Source organism: Nocardioides zeae, from assembly GCF_030818655.1.
Lineage (GTDB): Bacteria > Actinomycetota > Actinomycetes > Propionibacteriales > Nocardioidaceae > Nocardioides > Nocardioides zeae_A.
This window is the reverse complement of the sequence record NZ_JAUTAN010000001.1, coordinates 2641344-2658023: the sequence shown is the minus strand read 5'-3', so window position 1 is coordinate 2658023 and position 16680 is coordinate 2641344. Positions and strand designations below refer to the sequence as shown.

At 74.9% G+C, this 16680-nt stretch carries 19 protein-coding genes; 8 read left to right on the top strand and 11 right to left on the bottom strand.

What is annotated here, in order from left to right:
• Window positions 1-132: 132 nt before the first annotated feature.
• Window positions 133-1689 (top strand): helix-turn-helix domain-containing protein, encoded by a 1557-nt coding sequence (locus QE405_RS12670; protein WP_307201254.1) that lies wholly within the window; start codon window positions 133-135, stop codon window positions 1687-1689.
• 6 nt (window positions 1690-1695) lie between these two features.
• Here the strand turns inward: QE405_RS12670 and QE405_RS12665 are convergent, their stop codons facing one another.
• The 3 genes from QE405_RS12665 to QE405_RS12655 are packed head-to-tail and all read right to left on the bottom strand — an operon-like array spanning window position 1696 to window position 3974.
• On the bottom strand, window positions 1696-2430 hold the full coding sequence (locus QE405_RS12665) for a hypothetical protein (protein WP_307201252.1): 735 nt from the start codon (window positions 2428-2430) through the stop codon (window positions 1696-1698).
• A gap of 9 nt (window positions 2431-2439) precedes the next feature.
• Entirely contained in the window at window positions 2440-2886 is a 447-nt protein-coding gene (locus QE405_RS12660) for a hypothetical protein (RefSeq protein ID WP_307201250.1), read from the bottom strand.
• On the bottom strand, window positions 2883-3974 hold the full coding sequence (locus QE405_RS12655) for a hypothetical protein (protein WP_307201248.1): 1092 nt from the start codon (window positions 3972-3974) through the stop codon (window positions 2883-2885). Before QE405_RS12655 ends, QE405_RS12660 begins: the two co-directional genes overlap by 4 nt.
• A 160-nt stretch (window positions 3975-4134) precedes the next feature.
• Here QE405_RS12655 and QE405_RS12650 point away from each other — a divergent pair, with 160 nt between their 5' ends.
• Window positions 4135-4629, top strand: a complete 495-nt coding sequence (locus tag QE405_RS12650; protein ID WP_307201246.1) for a transporter substrate-binding domain-containing protein — start codon at window positions 4135-4137, stop codon at window positions 4627-4629.
• Window positions 4626-5654, top strand: a complete 1029-nt coding sequence (locus tag QE405_RS12645) for a cation transporter (protein ID WP_307201244.1) — start codon at window positions 4626-4628, stop codon at window positions 5652-5654. The genes QE405_RS12650 and QE405_RS12645 overlap by 4 nt, the downstream gene beginning before the upstream one ends.
• A gap of 45 nt (window positions 5655-5699) precedes the next feature.
• Here the strand turns inward: QE405_RS12645 and QE405_RS12640 are convergent, their stop codons facing one another.
• Window positions 5700-6827, bottom strand: a complete 1128-nt coding sequence (locus QE405_RS12640) for a glycosyltransferase (protein WP_307201242.1) — start codon at window positions 6825-6827, stop codon at window positions 5700-5702.
• Window positions 6828-6949: 122 nt separating this feature from the next.
• Here QE405_RS12640 and QE405_RS12635 point away from each other — a divergent pair, with 122 nt between their 5' ends.
• Window positions 6950-7954 carry a pirin family protein gene (locus QE405_RS12635; RefSeq protein ID WP_307201240.1) on the top strand — a complete coding sequence of 335 codons (1005 nt, stop codon included), beginning with the start codon at window positions 6950-6952 and terminating at the stop codon, window positions 7952-7954.
• 57 nt (window positions 7955-8011) lie between these two features.
• Complete coding sequence (locus QE405_RS12630) at window positions 8012-8596, top strand: DNA-3-methyladenine glycosylase I (RefSeq protein WP_307201237.1); 585 nt, start codon at window positions 8012-8014, stop codon at window positions 8594-8596.
• A gap of 16 nt (window positions 8597-8612) precedes the next feature.
• Here the strand turns inward: QE405_RS12630 and QE405_RS12625 are convergent, their stop codons facing one another.
• Window positions 8613-8972, bottom strand: coding sequence for a hypothetical protein (locus QE405_RS12625; protein WP_307201235.1), 360 nt, complete (start codon window positions 8970-8972; stop codon window positions 8613-8615).
• A gap of 42 nt (window positions 8973-9014) precedes the next feature.
• On the opposite strand from QE405_RS12625, the gene QE405_RS12620 reads away from it, so the two are divergent.
• The 3 genes from QE405_RS12620 to QE405_RS12610 all read left to right on the top strand — a co-directional run bounded on the left by QE405_RS12620 (window position 9015) and on the right by QE405_RS12610 (window position 10779).
• Window positions 9015-9404: a CidA/LrgA family protein gene (locus QE405_RS12620; protein WP_307201233.1), complete on the top strand. Its 390-nt coding sequence runs from the start codon at window positions 9015-9017 to the stop codon at window positions 9402-9404.
• Window positions 9401-10135, top strand: a complete 735-nt coding sequence (locus tag QE405_RS12615; protein ID WP_307201231.1) for an LrgB family protein — start codon at window positions 9401-9403, stop codon at window positions 10133-10135. The genes QE405_RS12620 and QE405_RS12615 overlap by 4 nt, the downstream gene beginning before the upstream one ends.
• Window positions 10136-10428: 293 nt before the next feature.
• A complete protein-coding gene (locus QE405_RS12610; protein WP_307201230.1) occupies window positions 10429-10779 on the top strand; it encodes a VOC family protein in 351 nt (116 codons plus the stop codon).
• 56 nt (window positions 10780-10835) lie between these two features.
• On the opposite strand, the gene QE405_RS12605 is transcribed toward QE405_RS12610, so the two are convergent.
• The 6 genes from QE405_RS12605 to QE405_RS12580 are packed head-to-tail and all read right to left on the bottom strand — an operon-like array spanning window position 10836 to window position 16631.
• A complete protein-coding gene (locus tag QE405_RS12605; protein WP_307201228.1) occupies window positions 10836-11618 on the bottom strand; it encodes an SDR family NAD(P)-dependent oxidoreductase in 783 nt (260 codons plus the stop codon).
• Window positions 11615-13138: a xylulokinase gene (locus QE405_RS12600; RefSeq protein ID WP_307201226.1), complete on the bottom strand. Its 1524-nt coding sequence runs from the start codon at window positions 13136-13138 to the stop codon at window positions 11615-11617. The genes QE405_RS12605 and QE405_RS12600 overlap by 4 nt, the downstream gene beginning before the upstream one ends.
• A complete protein-coding gene (locus QE405_RS12595; RefSeq protein WP_307201224.1) occupies window positions 13131-13895 on the bottom strand; it encodes a tryptophan synthase subunit alpha in 765 nt (254 codons plus the stop codon). The genes QE405_RS12600 and QE405_RS12595 overlap by 8 nt, the downstream gene beginning before the upstream one ends.
• The gene (locus QE405_RS12590; protein ID WP_307201222.1) at window positions 13892-14710 is read right to left on the bottom strand and encodes an ABC transporter ATP-binding protein; all 819 of its coding nucleotides are present in this window, start codon (window positions 14708-14710) and stop codon (window positions 13892-13894) included. Before QE405_RS12590 ends, QE405_RS12595 begins: the two co-directional genes overlap by 4 nt.
• 3 nt (window positions 14711-14713) lie before the next feature.
• Entirely contained in the window at window positions 14714-15604 is an 891-nt protein-coding gene (locus QE405_RS12585; RefSeq protein WP_307201220.1) for an ABC transporter permease, read from the bottom strand.
• Window position 15605: 1 nt separating this feature from the next.
• Entirely contained in the window at window positions 15606-16631 is a 1026-nt protein-coding gene (locus QE405_RS12580; protein WP_307201218.1) for an ABC transporter substrate-binding protein, read from the bottom strand.
• Window positions 16632-16680: the final 49 nt, after the last annotated feature.

Genomic DNA, 16680 nt, shown 5'->3' with positions numbered 1-16680 from the left:
GTGGGGCTTGTGGGTGCGACGCCCATGCTGGTGGGATGGGCCGCCCGGCCCCAAGGGACGGAACGTCACCGGTGAGCGGTGACAAGGTGGACGGTCCGACCGGTGACCGATGCCGGGAGAGGGGGTACGTCGGTGGTCCCGTTGCAGGAGGTGCTGCGGCTGCCGTCGTTCCTGGCCGCCGCCCCCGAGGTGCGGTGCGGCGACGTCGCCGCGGCGCAGGTGCGCTGGGTGCACTCCTCCGAGGTCTACGAGATGGGCGGTCTCCTCGGGGGCGGCGAGCTGCTGCTCACCACCGGCCTGGGCCTCCACGGGCGCAGCGACGCGCAGCTCGCGGCGTACGTCGACGAGCTCGTCGCCGCCGGGTGCGTCGCCCTCGGGCTCGAGCTCGGTCGCTCGCTCCTCGACGTGCCGGCGCCGCTCGAGCGCCGGGCCGCGGAGCGCGGGCTCGTGCTGCTCGTGCTCGGCGCCGGCACCGTCGTGCCCTTCGAGCGGCACGTCGAGGACTTCCACGAGCTCGTGGTCCGCCGACGCACCGCGCCGGGCGGCGGGGAGACGGTGGCGCGGCGGTTCGTGGACCTGGTCGTGCGGGCGGCCGGGCTGCCCGCGCTCCTCGACGAGGTCGCCCGGGCGGCGGGCTGCCAGGTCGAGCTGCACGACCTCGCGGGGCGCCTGGTGGAGCGCAGCCGCATCCGCACGGTGGCGGCGCCCGACGCGACGACGACGGCGCCGGTCGCGGGGGCTCGGGGCGTCCGCGCCGTGCTCGTGCTCCGCGCGGAGGAGGACGGGCTGCGCCGGCGCACCGCCGACGAGGCCGCCGTCGCCGTGGCCCTCGAGCTGGGTCGGCACGCCGACGTCGGCGGCCACGCGTCGGTCGAGCAGGCCCTGGTCACCGACCTCCACGCCGGCGGCCTGGTCTCCACCGCGGAGGTCCTGGCGCGCCTCCGCCACGCGGGCCTGCGGGTCGCCCCCGGCGACCCCCTCGCGACCCTGGCGCTCGACGCCGGCCCCGCGGTCGCGCCCACCGACCTGCTCGCCGCCCTCCAGACCTGCGCCGAGGGCGTCGCCCTGGTGTCGGGCGTGCTCGGCACCCACGTGGTCGGCGTCGTCCGGCTCGCGCCGGGCGGCGACACCAGCGTGCTGCGCCGTCGGCTCGAGGACCTGGCCGCGCGCCTGTCGGGGCACCTCGGCCCGGCCGTCGACGACGAGGCCGACGTGCGGGTGGCGCTCACGACGCCCGACCCGGACGCCGGCACCCTCGCGGCCCGGCTCGAGGACGCGCGGGACCTGGTGCGGCTGGCCCGCCGGCACGGCGGCCCGGCCGGGGTCGTGCTCGCGCGCGACCTGGGGGTGCAGCGGCTCCTCACCGGCGCGACCGACGCGCAGGCCCTCTCCGACTTCGTGGTCGAGCAGATCGGCCCGCTCGTGGACGCCGATCGCGCGCACGGCCCCCACGGCCCCCACGGCGCCGCCCTGCTGCGCACGCTGGACGCCTACCTCGGCCACGGGCTCAGCAAGGCCGCGACCGCGGAGGCTCTCGGGATCCGGCGGCAGTCGCTCTACGGCCGGCTCGAGCGGATCGAGCGCCTGCTGGGGGTGCGGCTGGACGACCCCGGGCACCGCGCCGGGCTCGTCCTCGCGCTCACGGCGTGGCGCCTGCGCACGGGCCTCGACCCGCAGGCCGCGTTCTGACGGACCTCAGCCCGTGACTGCCGCCGAGGCCGCCACCCGGTCGGCGACCTGCGGCGCCGGTACGTCGACGCGTCGGCACCACCGGCGCGTGCGTTCGAGGGTGGCGGCGTCGAACGCGGCCCAGGCCGCGGTGGCGCTCCCGGCCAGGAGCCGGGCGGCCTCGTCGGGCTCGCCGTCGAGGCACGACCGCACGGCGGCGAGCACCGCGACGGGGTCGCGGTCGCCGCGCACCGTCTCGGTGGCGACCTCGCGGTCGAGCGCTGCGTCGACGAGGGCCGTCCAGACCTCCGGCCGGGTGGCGTCGAGGCCCACGACCAGGTCGGCGTACCCGATCTCGTCGAGGGCGGCCTCCGCGCCGTACCCGCCGACGCCGGTGGGGAGCACCACCGTCACGGGCACGTCCTCGGGCAGGGTGCCGTCGTCGCGCAGGGGGTCGAGCGCGGCGACCACGCGGCGCACGTTGCCCGCCGGGTCGGCAGCGTCGCGCAACGTCGTGCGCACGCCGGCGAGCACCAGGCCGGCGCGGGCGGCCAGGCCGAGCGGACCGGCGACCTGGGCGGCACCCCCGGTGCCGACCACCGTGACGGGCAGCCCGGGCGCGTGCTCGCGGACCGTCGGCAGGAGCAGGTCGTCGACGGCGACGGCGCCCACGAACGGGGGAAGGTCACCGGGGAGGTCCGCGGGGCCGGCGTCGGGGGCGACGATGAGCGTGACGAGTCCGGCGAGGGCAGGAGCGGTCATGACCCGAGGCTAGCGAGGGAGGTCAGCGGCCCCGGCGGGCCGGGGCGGCGGCTGGTACGGCGGCGTCGGGACCTCGAGGCCCTCGTAGGCCGCGAGGCGCTCGGCCGCGACCACGCGCATCGTGCGCACGAAGACCGGGTGGCGGCGGAGCTCGCGCTCGTCGGCCTCCCCGCGGCGTACGGCGACGGCCAGCGCGTGCAGCTCCCTGTCGTCGGTGCGCCGCAGGACCTCCGCCACCGGGTCGAACCGTCGGCGGGGCGCCCCGGGCAGGCCGGAGTCGAGCTTCGGCAGCCGGCCGGTCTCGGAGCGGAAGGCGGAGAGGGCGCGGGGCAGGTGCGCCTCGATGTGCTCGTTGACCGCCGCGACGTTCGTGCGGGGCGGTGCCGGGACCGAGGTGGCCCGGGCGGGGAGGCGGCCCGCCACCGGGCTGCGCCACCCGTCGTCGGGGCGCGTCACGGGCCGTCCACGTCGGAGGGGGTGAACGTCGTCGCGTCGCCGTGGGGGACGGCGAGCCCGGGGTAGGTGTTGATCTGGCCGAGCGTGAGCGGGAAGACCGCCACGAGGGCGAACAGCAGGTCGATGATGAGGAAGATGAGGTCGATCGCCTTGGCGACGGCGGTGATCCACTTGAGGATCTGGCTCGTGCCACGGCGCATGGCCTGCAGGATGTCCGCGGGGTCGAAGCCGGCCCACTCGATGAACACCCCGAAGAGCCAGTCGATGAGGCTGCAGAGGGCGTCGGTGAGCATCCGCATGCCCATCGCGAACCCGTGGAAGCCCTGGCTGGTGCGCCCCAGGTCGCTCTGGTGGGAGGCGAGCACCTCGCAGAACCCGGCGAAGGACGTGAAGGCCGCGTCGGCGGCGTTGCCCGACCAGCTCGGCTGGACGGCGAGGACGGAGGCCGCGAGCTCGGCCTCGGCGCGCTCGAAGAAGTCCTTGAGCTCGGCCAGCGACAGGGCCGCGGTGCCGATGGTCGTCCAGTCGCCGTCGAAGGTGTCGCGGAGGCTCTGCGTGGGGTCGGGCATGTGCGCGAACAGCGGGATCTGGAGGAGCGCGTCGATGGCCCACGTGAGACTGATGACGTAGCTGGTGTTGTCGAGGATGTCGCCCCACACGTCGAGACCCTCGAAGAAGTCGCCCGGCGCGGCCAGCTCGGCGGTCAGGTCCGCCGTCGTGATGCCCGCGGTCTCGCCGTCGGGGTCGAAGGCCTCGGCCAGGTCGAGCGGGGTGGTGATCTGGCTCAGCAGCGCGTCGTACGCGGCCCGCTGGGCGAGGTCGGTCGCGTCGTAGTCGTCGGCGTTCGCGGCGAGCGCGTCGCCCGCGCCCTGGAGGTAGGACTGCACGGGGCCGTCGGGGGCGTACGCCGCGCGCAGGTCCTCCCGCGCGCGGTCGAGCTCCGCGACGATGTTGTCGAAGGTGACGCCCCCCGTGGGGGCCCGCACGTGCGACTCGGCGTAGGTCAGGGCGGACGGGATCGCCGCCGCCATGGCGTGGAGGTCGTCGGCCACGCTGCGCAGGGCAGCCGTGTCCACGTCGAAGCTCATGGCGGCGGTCGTGCCCCGCTCTCGGCGTGGCGAAACTCAGCTCAGTCGACGACCGAGCGAAACCGGCGGACCGTCGGGCCAGGAGGGTCTCGGGTGTCGGGTGTCGGCGGTGCGGCCCCCCGCGTGGCTTCCCCGGCTGGGAAGCGGGTACCGAGGAGACGTGAATCCTGAGCCGGCACCGGGGCGGTGCTCGCCGTCCGTCTGGGTCCTGCTGGCCCTCGTCATCACCCTGCTGTCGGCGTGCGGTCTCTCCATCCCGACCGATCCTGACGGCACGCTGGACGCCGTGCGGCGCGACGGCGTGCTGCGCGCGGGGGCTTCGCCGAGCCCCGGGTGGGTGGAGACCGGGACCGACGCCCCCACGGGTCGTGAGCCCGAGCTGGTCGAGGGCTTCGCGGACCACCTCGGGGCGCGTGTCGAGTGGACGGTGGCGGGCGAGGAGCACCTCGTCGAGATGCTCGAGAAGGGCGAGCTCGACCTCGTGGTCGGTGGGCTCAGCGACCAGAACGCCTGGACCTCGAAGGCGGCACCGACCCGCCCGTACACGGAGGAGCGGACGGCGGACGGCGCGAGGGCGCACGTGATGCTGGTGCCGATGGGCGAGAACGCCTTCCAGTCGGAGCTCGAGCGCTGGCTCGACGGGGCGACGTCGTGAGTGCGGCCCGGGGTGCGGACGAGGCGGGGGAGCGCGGCTACCCCCGCTCACGGTTCGGCCACACCGACCTGCCCGAGGAGCAGGCTTCGGCCCTGCGCCGCGCCGTACGCCTGGAGATCGCCACGCTGGCGTTCATGGTCACCGCCGTGGTCGTCGTCTTCCTCACCATGGGCAGCTCGCAGGCCATGCAGAACGCGTGGGCCGAGGACCTCCTGGCGCTGATCCCGCCGCTGGCGTTCCTCGTCGCCGTGCGTCGGGCGCGCAAGCGGCCGACCAGCGACCACCCGTACGGCTTCCACCGCGCCACCGGGGTCGGCCACCTCACGGCCGCGGTCGCGCTCCTGGCGGTCGGGGTCAGCCTCGTCGTCGACTCCGGGCTGGGGCTGCTGCGTGCCGAGCACCCACCGATCGGCACGACCGAGCTGTTGGGCCACGCCGTGTGGTCGGGCTGGTTGATGATCGCCGCGATGGTCTACACCGGCATCGGCCCGTTCGTCCTCGGCCGGCTCAAGCTGCCGCTGGCCGAGCAGCTGCACGACAAGGTGCTCTACGCCGACGCCGACATGCAGAAGGCGGACTGGATGACCGCCCTCGGCACCATCGTCGGGGTGATCGGCATCGGTCTGGGCCTCTGGTGGGCGGACGCGGCTGCGGCGCTGCTGATCGCCGGCTCGATCGTCCACGACGGGTGGCGCAACCTGCGTGCTGCCTCGAGCGGGCTCATGGACCGCCGCGCCCGCACCTTCGACGACGAGCACCCCCACCCGCTCACGCTCGCCGTCGACGAGGTCCTCGCCCGTCAGGACTGGGTGGTCGACAGCAGGTCCCGCGTCCGCGACCAGGGCCACGTCTTCCACGTCGAGGCGTTCGTGCGGCCCCGGCCGGGACGGCACGTCGACATCGACGATCTCGAGACCGCCGTCGACAGGCTGCGGGAGCTGGACTGGAAGATCAACGACGTCGTCCTCATGCCCGTGCGCGAGCTCCCCGAGACCATCCCCGACCCCAGCCGGGACCAGGACTGATCTCGCGGCGCGGGTGCTCTGTCGCCGGCCGGGAGGACCCCGCCCTCAGGCCACGAGCGCCCGCGGGGCGCGGCCGCCGAGCCCCTCGTGCACCGCGAGCATGCGGTCGACCGTGGCGCTCCACGGGAACTCCTCGGCCCGCGCCCGGGCCGCGCGTCGTCGCTGCGCCTCGGGCCGCGCGGCCACGGCGAGCACGGCCTCGGCGAGGGCGGAGGGACGCGGCGGCGCCCAGGCGCCCGACTGCTCGTCGACCAGCTCGCGGGCACCGCCCGACGACGCGGTGACGACGGGGGTGCCGCAGGCCAGGGCCTCCAGCACGGCCAGGCCGAAGGTCTCGCCGGGGCAGACCGAGAGGGCGACGTCGGCGGCGGCGACGCGGGCGGCCAGCTCGGCGCGACCGGCGACGTGCCCGTGGAAGGTCACGGGCGCCCGGCCCGCGATGGCCCGGAGCTCGTCGAGGTGGGGCCCGTCGCCGTACACGTCGAGCCGGACGTCGACGCCCCGCCGGTGCAGCTCGACGGCCGTCGCGACGGCGAGGTGGGGCGACTTCTCCCGCGACAGGCGGCCGACGTGGACCAGCCGGAGGGGACCGCCGCGTCCCTCCACGGGGGCCTGGACGGGGCGGAAGGTCTCGAGGTCGACGCCCAGCGGGACCCGCACGAGCGGGCAGCCCGCGGCGGCGGCCGGGAGGCGGAACTCGGCCCGCGCGAACCCCGACGTGACGACGACGGCGTCGAACTGCCGCACGAGGATCTTGTTGTAGAGGCCGATGGTGGTCTTGACGCTCGCGTCGAGGCCCATGCGCATCGAGAGCATGTGGTCGAGCCGCTCGTGGGAGAACAGCACGGAGGCGACGCCGCTGCGCCGCGCCCACCGGGTGACGGGCAGGAGGGTCGACTTGTCGTTGACCTCGATCGTGGTCGGCCCGAACTCCTCGAGGGCGTCGATGACCCGCCACGGCTCGACGATGAGGCGGTAGCTCGCTCCCACCCGCGGTGCGCGCAGCTGGACCACCTCGCCGAGGTCGGTGGTGTAGCGGGCGTCCGTGGGGCCGGGGACGACGAGGAGCCGGTCGGCGCCGGCCGCGACGTACCCCTCCGCGAGCGCCTGGACGGCGGTCTTCATCCCTCCCGAGGCAGGGCCGATGAAGTTGGCGAGCTGAGCGATGCGCACGCAGGCAGAGGCTGCCGGGGCCGGGTGAACGGGCGGCGCCGTGCCGGTGGAACCGGGGTGTCGGGTGGGGGCTGGGGACGCGTCGGGTGCGGTTGTCGGTGGGGGGGCGGCAGGATGGCTCCATGAGCAACACGGAGACGCGTCCGGACGAGGTCGAGTGCCGGGCGGGCGACGCTGCGGGTGGTGGCGTGGAGATCCTCGAGCCGCGTGACGTGCCGCTGGGCGGCCCCCGCGCGATGCTGGTGCGGCGCACGCTTCCGCAGCGGGAGCGCTCGCTGATCGGGGCGTGGTGCTTCGTGGACCACTACGGGCCCGACCTCGTCGCGGAGTCCGGCGGCATGAAGGTGGCGCCCCACCCGCACACGGGGCTGCAGACCGTCTCGTGGCTGTTCACCGGCGAGATCGAGCACCGCGACTCGGTGGGCTCCCACGCGATGGTGCGGCCCGGCGAGGTCAACCTGATGACGGCGGGCCACGGCATCAGCCACTCCGAGGTGTCGACACCGGACACGACGGAGCTGCACGGGGCGCAGCTGTGGGTCGCGCTGCCCGAGGCGCACCGCGACACGGCGCCCGCCTTCGAGCACCACGCGCCGCCGACGGTGCACGCCCCCGGCGTGGAGGCGCGCGTCTTCCTCGGCAGCCTGCTCGGCTCGACGTCGCCCGTGGCGACCTTCACCCCGCTGCTGGGGGCCGAGCTGGTGCTCGCGCCGGGTGCCAGGGTGACGCTGGACGTCGACCCGGCCTTCGAGCACGGGGTGCTCGTCGACCTCGGCGACGTGACGGTGGAGGGGGTGGCGGCGGCGCGCGCCGACCTGGCGTACGTCGCGCCCGAGCACGCCACGCTGACGCTCGTCGCCGGCGGGGAGGGCTCCCGGGTGCTGCTCCTCGGCGGCCCGCCCTTCGGCGAGGCCATCGTCATGTGGTGGAACTTCGTGGGACGCACCCACGAGGAGGTCGTCGCCTACCGCGAGGCGTGGCAGGCGCAGGTCACGGCGGGGACGGACACCGTGGTGGGCGACTCCCAGGACGTCGCCGACGGTCGCTTCGGGATCGTGGTCGGTGACCACCTCCCGCCGATCCCCGCCCCCGTGCTCCCCAACGCGCGGCTGCGCGAGCGGCGGTGAGCGACGTCGACCTGGGGGACGCCCACCGGGGGGACGCGGTCCTGGGGGAGGGACGGCGTGGCGCGCTGCCCGTGGGCAGCACGCCCGGGGCCGATGCGGGACTACCACGACACGGAGTGGGGCGTCCCCGTCGCGGGTCGCGGCGTCGATCGCGAGACGGCCTACTTCGAGCGCCTGACGCTCGAGGCCTTCCAGTCGGGCCTGTCGTGGTCGACGATCCTGGCCAAGCGCCCGGCCTTCCGGGAGGCATTCGCCGGGTTCGACGTGGCGCGGGTCGCGGCGTACGGCGACGAGGAGCGCGCGGCGCTCCTGGCCGACGCCCGCATCGTGCGCAACCGCGCGAAGGTCGACGCGACGATCGTGAACGCAGGCGCGGTGCTGGCGATGCGGGAGGAGGGCCCGGAGGTCTTTGCCGACCTGCTGGAGTCGTTCCGTCCCGAGGAGACGCCCGCGCCGCGGGTGGTCGCCGAGGTGCCCACCACGTCGCCGGGGTCGCTGGCGCTCAGCAAGGCGCTGAAGAAGCGAGGCCTGACCTTCGTCGGGCCGACCACCATGCACGCGCTGATGGAGGCGACGGGGCTCGTCGACACGCACCTGGTGGCGTGCCACCGGCGCGGGGTGGGGCGAGCCGGGTCCCGCTGAGCGGGGTCGGGTCGGGTCAGAAGATCCAGATGCTGCCGATGGCGGCCGGGAGCAGGCCCAGCAGGAGCAGCCAGTGCAGCGGCGAGCGCCGATGCACGAGCAGCCCGCAGGCCATGCCGATCACGCCGACGATCGCGGCGATGACCACGAGGCCGACGCGGGAGGCCAGGTGGCCGTCGATCGCGAGGGCCGCGACCACGAGGCCGCCCGCGAGGTGCAGGGCCGTGGTGACGATGAGCACCGACATGACCCATTGCTGCACGCTGGTCAGGCGCTCCTCGGCGACCTTCGGCGGCGCCGCCTGCGGCGGGTTGTCGAAGTCGATCAGGTGTCGGCGCTTCTTCGGCGTCGAACGTGCGGGAGTGGTGGACGGCACCTCCTCACGGTACCCCGATCGCTCCTGCTTGAATGCCTCGCCATGACCTCCCGCGCCCGGCCCCCTCGCCCTGCATCGGTGGTCTTCCTCGACGGCCTCCTGTGGCTGCTCGGCTTCTGGTTCGTCGGTGAGCTCGTGGTGCGCACGTTCGGCATCCCGGTCCCCGGGGCCGTCGTCGGCATGCTCGGCCTGTTCGTCGCCCTCCAGGTGCGCCGACCCGGCCCCCGCTCGGCGACGCTGACCGCCGCGGACGGGCTGCTGGCCCACCTGCAGCTGCTGTTCATCCCGGCCGGGGTGGGCATCGTCGCGTTCCTCGCGGTGGTGCGGGACGACGCCGTGCCGATCGTCGGTGCGCTCCTGGCGTCGTGGGCTATCGGTCTCGTGCTCGTCGGCTGGGTCGTGACGCTCCTGCTGCCGCGGCGGGGCCGGTGACCCCGCTCCTCGCCTGGCAGCCCGAGGCGACCTGGGCCTGGCTCCAGGGGTCGCCCCTGCTGGGCGTGCTGCTGACGCTCGCGGCGTACCGGGTCGGACGGGCCGTGCACCACCGTTGCGGCCGGCACCCGGCGACGCAGCCGGTGCTCGTCGCGATCGTCCTCGTCTCGGCGGTGCTGCTGGCGACGGGGACGTCGTACGGCGAGTACTCGCGCGGCGGCGACCTCCTCGCCTTCCTGCTGGGCCCGGCCACGGTGGCGCTCGCGGTGCCGCTGCACCGGCAGGCCCACCACCTCCGCCGGCTGCTCCTGCCGCTGCTCGTCGCGATCCCGCTCGGCGTCGTCGTGTCGGTCAGCACGGGCTTCTGGCTGGTGACGCTGCTCGGCGGGGACGAGCAGCTCGCGATCACGATGGCGCCCAAGGCGGCGACCACGCCCGTGTCGCTGGTGCTCTCCGGGGACGCCGGCGGCATCGCGGCGCTCACCGCCGTGCTGACGATCGGCGTCGGCATCGTCTCCGCGGTGCTCGGCCCCTGGCTGATGACGCTCGCCCGGGTGCGCCACCCCCACGCCCGCGGGGTGGCGATGGGGGCGGTGTCGCACGGGATCGGTACGTCGCGGTCGCTCGCCGACGACCCCGAGGAGGGCGCGTTCGCGGGGTTGGCGATGGGCCTGACGGCGTTCAGCACCGCGGTGCTGCTGCCGGTGTTGCTGGGGTTGTTCGGGGCGTGAGGGTGGAGCCGCTGCACGAGCTCGCGGGCCGACGAACTGTGCGGATGGGGTGGGCCCGAGGGGCTGGAGCTCGTCCCAGGAGCACATTTCTGGCCCCCCCCGGGGGGACCGGCGCGTTCGACGCCCTCGCCGGACCTGCGGGCGTTCGACCGGGGCGGAGGTGGCCCGCCGTCGGGTCGGGCCTGCGAACTGTGCGGCTGGGGTGGGCCGGAAGCGCCGCGGACTGCTCCAGGTGCACAGTTCTGGGCCCCGCGCGCCCAGGACCGTCACCGTCGACGCCTATCGTCCGACGCATGACCCTGACCCTCGGCATGATCACCCTCGACACGACCGACCCGAGCCCCCTCGCGGCGTGGTGGTCGGCGCAGACGGGCGCCACGGTGGAGGCGGAGAACGACGGCTGGTTCGTCGTGCTCCAGCTCCCCGGCGGGCCCCGGCTCGGCTTCCAGAAGGTCGACGACCCGACGCCCGGCAAGAACCGGATGCACCTGGACCTCGGGGCTGCCTCCGGTGACCTCGACGCCGAGGTGGAGCGTCTCGTCGACGCCGGGGCGACGCTGGTGGCGGAGCGCTCGATGGGCGACTTCCGCTGGGTCACGCTGGCGGATCCCGACGGCAACCAGTTCTGCGTCGCGGAGCACTGAGCCCGGCCCGCCGGGAGCGCGGGACCTCAGAGCACGGGACCTCAGAGCGCGCGACCTCAGAGGGCGGTGTACCCGCCGTCCGCCGTCACCACCGAGCCGGTCATGAACGACGACGCGTCGGACAGCATCCACGCCACCACCGGGGCGATCTCCTCGGGCTCGGCGATGCGGCCCTGCGGGGTCAGGGACTCCATGTGCTCGAGCGCTCCCGGCTCGGCGAGCCAGTCGGTGAGGATCGGGGTGCGCACCGAGCCGGGGGCGAGCACGTTGATGCGCACTCCCCGCCGGCCGTAGTCGGCGGCGGCCGACTTGGAGAGGCCGACCACGGCGTGCTTGCTGGCGCAGTAGGGCGCGATGCCGGGGGCGGCGATCACACCCCCGACGGAGGCGGTGTTGACGATGACACCGCCGCCGGCGCGGAGCATGGCCGGCACCTCGTGGCGGAGGCAGGAGATGACGCCGAAGAGGTTCACCTCCAGCACCTGGCGCACGGTGGCGTCGTCCTGCTCGTGGAGGGGCGCGGCCGGCCCCTGCGTGCCGGCGTTGTTGAACGCCAGGTGCAGTGCGCCGTACCGGGCCTCCACCTCCGCGACCGTCGCCGCGACGGCGGCGTCGTCGGTCACGTCCAGCTGCATGGCGACGGCCGTGCCGCCCGCGGCGGTGATGTCCTCGACCGCGTCCTCGCAGGCGGCCAGGTTGCGGGCGGCCAGCACGGTCGTGGCGCCGCACTCCGCGAGGTAGCGCGCCGTCGCCTCCCCGATGCCCTGGCTGGCCCCGGTGACGAGGCAGACCTTGTCGCGCAGGTCGGGGTGGCCGGGGAGCGGGAGGGTGGCGGTCACGGGGTTCCTCCTGGGGTGGTCGAGCGGTGCGCGGCGAGCCGGTCGTGGACGGGGCCCAGCGCCGCGTAGGTCTGGCGGTAGAGGGCGAACAGCTCGTCGTACGTCGCGGTGACGCCCGGGTCGGGCTCGAAGACGCGGTCGACCTGGGCGAGGCTCGCAGCGGCCCGCCACGGGTCGTCGCCCGTGAGGGCCGAGGCGGCCAGCGTCGCCGCGCCGACGACGGCGGTGTCGGCCTCGCGGGAGCGTCGGACGACCCGGCCGGTGACGTCGGCGGCGATCTGGCACCACAGCTCGCTGCGCGAGCCGCCGCCCGACAACGTCAGCGCCTCGGCCCGCGGGGTCGCCACCTCGACGGCCTCCAGCAGCTCGCGCAGGGAGTACGCGACGCCCTCCAGCACGGCGCGCGAGAGGTCCGCGAACGTGGTCGACGAGCTCATCCCGGTGAACCAGGCCCGGACGTGGTCGTCCCACAGCGGGGCCCGCTCGCCCATGAGGTGCGGCGCGAAGACCACACCGCCGCAGCCGGGAGCGGCGGTCGCGGCCGCGGCGACGACCTCCTCGACCGAGTGCCCCGACAGCCGCGCCCACCAGCGCAGCGAGTCCCCGCCGGACTGGGTGGGGCCGGCGTGCACGTGCCGCGAGCGGAACGGGGCGAAGGCGACGACGCCCGGCGCGGGTGTGCCGTCGGCGCCGAGGGCGGCCACGATGACCGACGTCCCGATCGTCGCCATCGTGTGGCCGACCTCGTGCAGGCCCGAGCCGAGGACGTTGCCGAAGGCGTCCATCGTCCCCGTGGCGACCACGGTGCCGGCCGGGATCCCGTGCCACGGCCGCACGGTGCGCCCCGCGGGCACCTCCGGCGACGCCAGGGGCGCGAGGCGCTCGGCGAGGCCCGGTGCGTGGGCGACCCCGGCGACGTACCGCCCGTCGGGGCCGACCACCTTGAACGACCCCAGGGGGTCGGCGGACGGCGCGCCGGTCAGCCACGCGACGACGAGGTCCTTCGGGAGGAGGAGCCACCGGGTGGCGGCCCACACGTCGGGCTCGTGCTCGGCGAGCCACAGCGCGCGCGGCACCGGGTTGGAGGCGTCGATGGGCCGCTCGTCCCCCCAGCCGGCGAGCCGGCCCTCGGGGCCGAGGCGCTCGTTGAGGGCCTCGGCCGTGGCGGCCGTCCGCACGTCCTGCCACAGCAGGGCCGGGCGGAGCGGGCGGAGCGCCGCGTCGACCGGCACGTGGGTGTCGACCTGGCTGGTGACACCGATCGCCCGGACCGGGCCGAGGTCCACCTGCGCGGCGAGCCGCGCGACGCACGCGTCGACGGCGTCGATCCAGTCGTGGCCCTCCTGCTCCGCGCGCTCGGGCGCCGGCCGGCTGATCTCGTAGCCCGCCGAGCCCGAGGCGAGGGGCGACCCGTCGGCGCTGAACGCGATGGCCTTCGTGGTCGTGCTGCCGATGTCGACGCCGACGTACGTCGGGACGCCCGGCTCCGCCGTCGCCACCGGGGGCGTGGGCTCAGGCACCGTCCACCGCCGTCCGCAGCGAGGACAGCAGGGAGACGAGCGCTCCCCGCCCGGCCTCGGCGGCGCGCACGCAGGCCGAGCCGACGATGACCCCGTCGGCGCCCATGGCGAGCGCGGCCCGCACGTGGTCACCGGTCGAGAGGCCGAAGCCGAGGAGGACGGGCGCCGTGACGCCCTGCTCCCGCAGGCGGGCGATCGTCGCCGCGTTGCCGGGAGCCACGTGGTCGCGGTGCCCGGTCACCCCGTCGGCCGCGGCCAGCATGACGTACCCCTCCGCTCGCCGCGCCGCCGCGACCTCGGCCTCCGTGGGCGCGTGCGACAGGAACGGGACGCCCGCCAGGCCGGCCGCCGCGGCCGTGTCGACCAGGGCGAGCTGGTCGGCGTCGGGCAGGAGGACGCCCCCGGCCCCCGAGGAGGCGACGACGTCGAGGTACGCCGCGCCCGGCTCCTCCTGGTAGCTCATCCACACGGCCGCGCTGTCGTCCACGTCGCCCAGGTCGGCGGCGAGGCGTTCGGCGGCGGCGGTCCCGGTGCACCCGGCGGCCGTCGCGCGCTCCATCGACGCGCTGACGACCGGGCCGTCGAGCAGGGCGTGGCCACCCGCCACGCCGACCTCGAGCACGTCGACGCCGTGGTCGGCGTAGAGACGTGCCGTGGCGTCGGGGGTGGCGGGGTCGCCGTGGGGGAGGTAGCACACCAGGAGCCGCCCGGCACGGCTCCGGACCACCGTGCCGAGCCCGTTCGCGAGGGTCCTCACGACGAGAGCACCTCCGGGGCGCCGGCCTCGACCGCGGGGTCGGAGGCGGCGACCTCCGGGCGGAGCAGGTCGCGGATCTCGTGGCGCAGCGGCACGAACTGCGGGTGCGCGAGCACGGAGTCGAGCGCGCGCTCGCGTCCGAAGGGCACCGTCACGACCCGCTTGATCCGCGCCGGACGGCTCGACATCACGACGATCCGGTCGGCCAGGAGCAGGGCCTCGTCGATGTCGTGGGTGACGAGGAGCGTCGTGGTGCCGAAGCGGCGCACGATCGAGAGCAGCTCCTCCTGGAGGTAGCTGCGCGTGAGCGCGTCGAGCGCACCGAACGGCTCGTCGAGGAGCAGCAGGTCGGGCTCGAGGGCCAGGCCGCGGGCGAGCGCCGCCCGCTGCTGCATGCCGCCGCTCAGCTGGTGCGGGTACTTCTCCCCGTGCTCGCCCAGGTGGACGAGCTCCAGGGCCTCGTTCGCCCGCCGGCGCCGCTCGGCGGCGGGCACGCCCGCCTGCTCGAGCCCGAACTCGACGTTGTGGCGCACCGAGCGCCACGGGAGGAGCCGGGGGTTCTGGAAGACGTAGGCGCTCCGCAGCTCCTCGGTGCCGGCGCTGCCCGCCACGTCGATCGTCCCGGTCGTCGCGTCGGTCAGCCCGGCGAGCAGGTTGAGCAGCGTCGACTTGCCGCAACCCGAGGGGCCGATGAGCGCGACCAGCTCGCCGCGCTCGATCTCGAGGTCCACGCCGGTCATGACCGGAGCCGTGGTCTTCGGGTAGGTCTTGCCGACGTCGCGGAAGGCGATCATCGGCGCGGAGGTGGTGGCCATGGGTCAGCCCTTCTTGACGTGACGGGTGAGGCGGCGCTCGGCCGGGCGGAACGCGCCGTACTCGAGCACCAGGGTCATCGCGACGACGCTGAGGCCCCACATGAAGACGGCCTTGGTGTCGAGCAGCTTGATCGCGCTGCTCACCTGGAAGCCGATGCCCTCGGCACCCATCAGGTACTCGGCGAACAGGGTGATCTGCCACGCGACACCGAGGGTGATGCGGGCGCCGGCGAGGAAGTACGGCACCACGGCGGGCAGCACGACGGTGCGCATGATGGCGCCCTCCGAGGCCCGGTAGGCCCGCGCCATGTCGACCAGGTCCTGGTCGATGGCGCGGGTGCCCTGGATGACGTTGAGCAGGAAGTAGGTGATCGACCCGGCCACCGTCACGCCGACGACGGAGCTGGTGGAGGCTCCGGCGACGACGAGCGCGAGGGCGATCAGCACGATCGTGGGCACGGTCTGGAGGAAGACGAGCACGACCCGGCTGAGGTCCTCGGCGATCTTCGAGCGGCCGATGACGATGCCCAGCGGCAGTCCGGCGACCAGCACGATCCCGAACGCCAGCAGCAGGTGCTGCAGGGTCGCCCAGACCTCCTCGATCCACACCCCGCGGTTCCACGTGGAGGTGAAGGAGGTCCAGACGTCGATCGGGGCGGGCAGGACGTAACCGGGGTAGTGGGGCGCCGCCAGGTTCCACGCCAGCAGGATCACGAGCGCGGCGAGCACGACCCGCGCGGGACGGATCCAGCGCCGTACCAGCCCGCGGCCGCGGCCGGGGCGGGCCGCACGCTCCCCGCCCCGGTCGGGCTCACGCCGAGGGCGGGAGGGGCCGCTGCCCTCGGTGCCGCCCGGCTGGGCCAGGCGCCCCCCGGCCTCGATGTGGGTGCTCACGTCACTCGCCCGTGATCTGGAAGAGCGCGGCCGGGTCGGCGGGGGCGGACTCGATGAAGCCCGACTCGGCGAGGAGCGGGTAGATCTCGGTCCAGGTCTCCACGTCCTGCTCGGTGACCTTCTTCTGCTCCTCGGTGGTGCCCGAGAGGTTGAGCACCTCGCCGACGAGCGTGAGCTGGTCCGCCGCGATGCCGCTGACGTCCGCGGCCTCCGCGATGACGGTGTCCGGGTCCTCCTGGTAGAGCGTCCAGGCCTCCTGGGTCAGCTGCACGAGGGCGTCGACGAACTCGGGGTTCTTGTCGACGAAGTCGGTGCTCGCGATGAACCCGCCGTTCATGACGGCCGGGTCGCCGAACGCCTCCTCGAAGGCCTCCTGCACGCTGAAGACCGGGCGGTAGCCCTCGGCGAGCAGCGGGGCGGTGGCGGGCGCCTCGACGAACGCGGCGTCGACACGGCCGAGCGTGAGCTCCTGGGCGGCGGCGTCGGTCTCCGTGAGGTCGAAGTACTCGTCGATGGTGTCGCCGGTGGCCGCGGCGACGGCGGCCTGCTCGGCGCCGAAGCGGCTGCTGAGCGGGGCGATGGCGACGCTCTTGCCGGCGAGGTCCTCGATGGAGTCGACCGAGGAGTCCGGCGCGACGAGGAGCTCCGGGCCGGGGGTCCAGCGGGCCATGGGGAAGAAGTAGGTCGTGTCGATCCCGTACTGCTCCTGGATCCGCGGCTGGAACGACGGCACGGTGGTGATCACGTCGACGTCGCCCCGCCCGAACGAGGGCACCTGCGTGGTGGCGTCCAGCACCTCGAACTCCACGTCGTAGCCCATCTCCTCGAAGTCGGGCGCCGAGGTGGCCATGAGGTAGTCGAAGATCGGGTGGAACGGCACGTCGATCGCGATGGTGATGGTGCTGGTCTCGGCGTCGGCGGCGTCGGCGTTCGTGCCGGTGTTGTCCTGGTTGGACGCGCATCCGGCGGCGACGAGCGTGACGGTGGTGGCGAGCGCGGCGAGCGAGGTCCTGCGGCTGATGGCCATGGTGACTCCTGGAGAGTGTCCTGCGGGGGTTCGGGTGGTGCTCGGGCGG

Bases quoted from the DNA above. Each gene is read 5' to 3' on its own strand.
- QE405_RS12665 (WP_307201252.1), bottom strand. From the start codon at position 2,430: ATGACCGCTCCTGCCCTCGCCGGACTCGTCACGCTCATCGTCGCCCCC.
- QE405_RS12655 (WP_307201248.1), bottom strand. From the start codon at position 3,974: ATGAGCTTCGACGTGGACACGGCTGCCCTGCGCAGCGTGGCCGACGAC.
- QE405_RS12635 (WP_307201240.1), top strand. From the start codon at position 6,950: ATGAGCAACACGGAGACGCGTCCGGACGAGGTCGAGTGCCGGGCGGGC.
- QE405_RS12620 (WP_307201233.1), top strand. From the start codon at position 9,015: ATGACCTCCCGCGCCCGGCCCCCTCGCCCTGCATCGGTGGTCTTCCTC.
- QE405_RS12610 (WP_307201230.1), top strand. From the start codon at position 10,429: ATGACCCTGACCCTCGGCATGATCACCCTCGACACGACCGACCCGAGC.
- QE405_RS12590 (WP_307201222.1), bottom strand. From the start codon at position 14,710: ATGGCCACCACCTCCGCGCCGATGATCGCCTTCCGCGACGTCGGCAAG.
- QE405_RS12580 (WP_307201218.1), bottom strand. From the start codon at position 16,631: ATGGCCATCAGCCGCAGGACCTCGCTCGCCGCGCTCGCCACCACCGTC.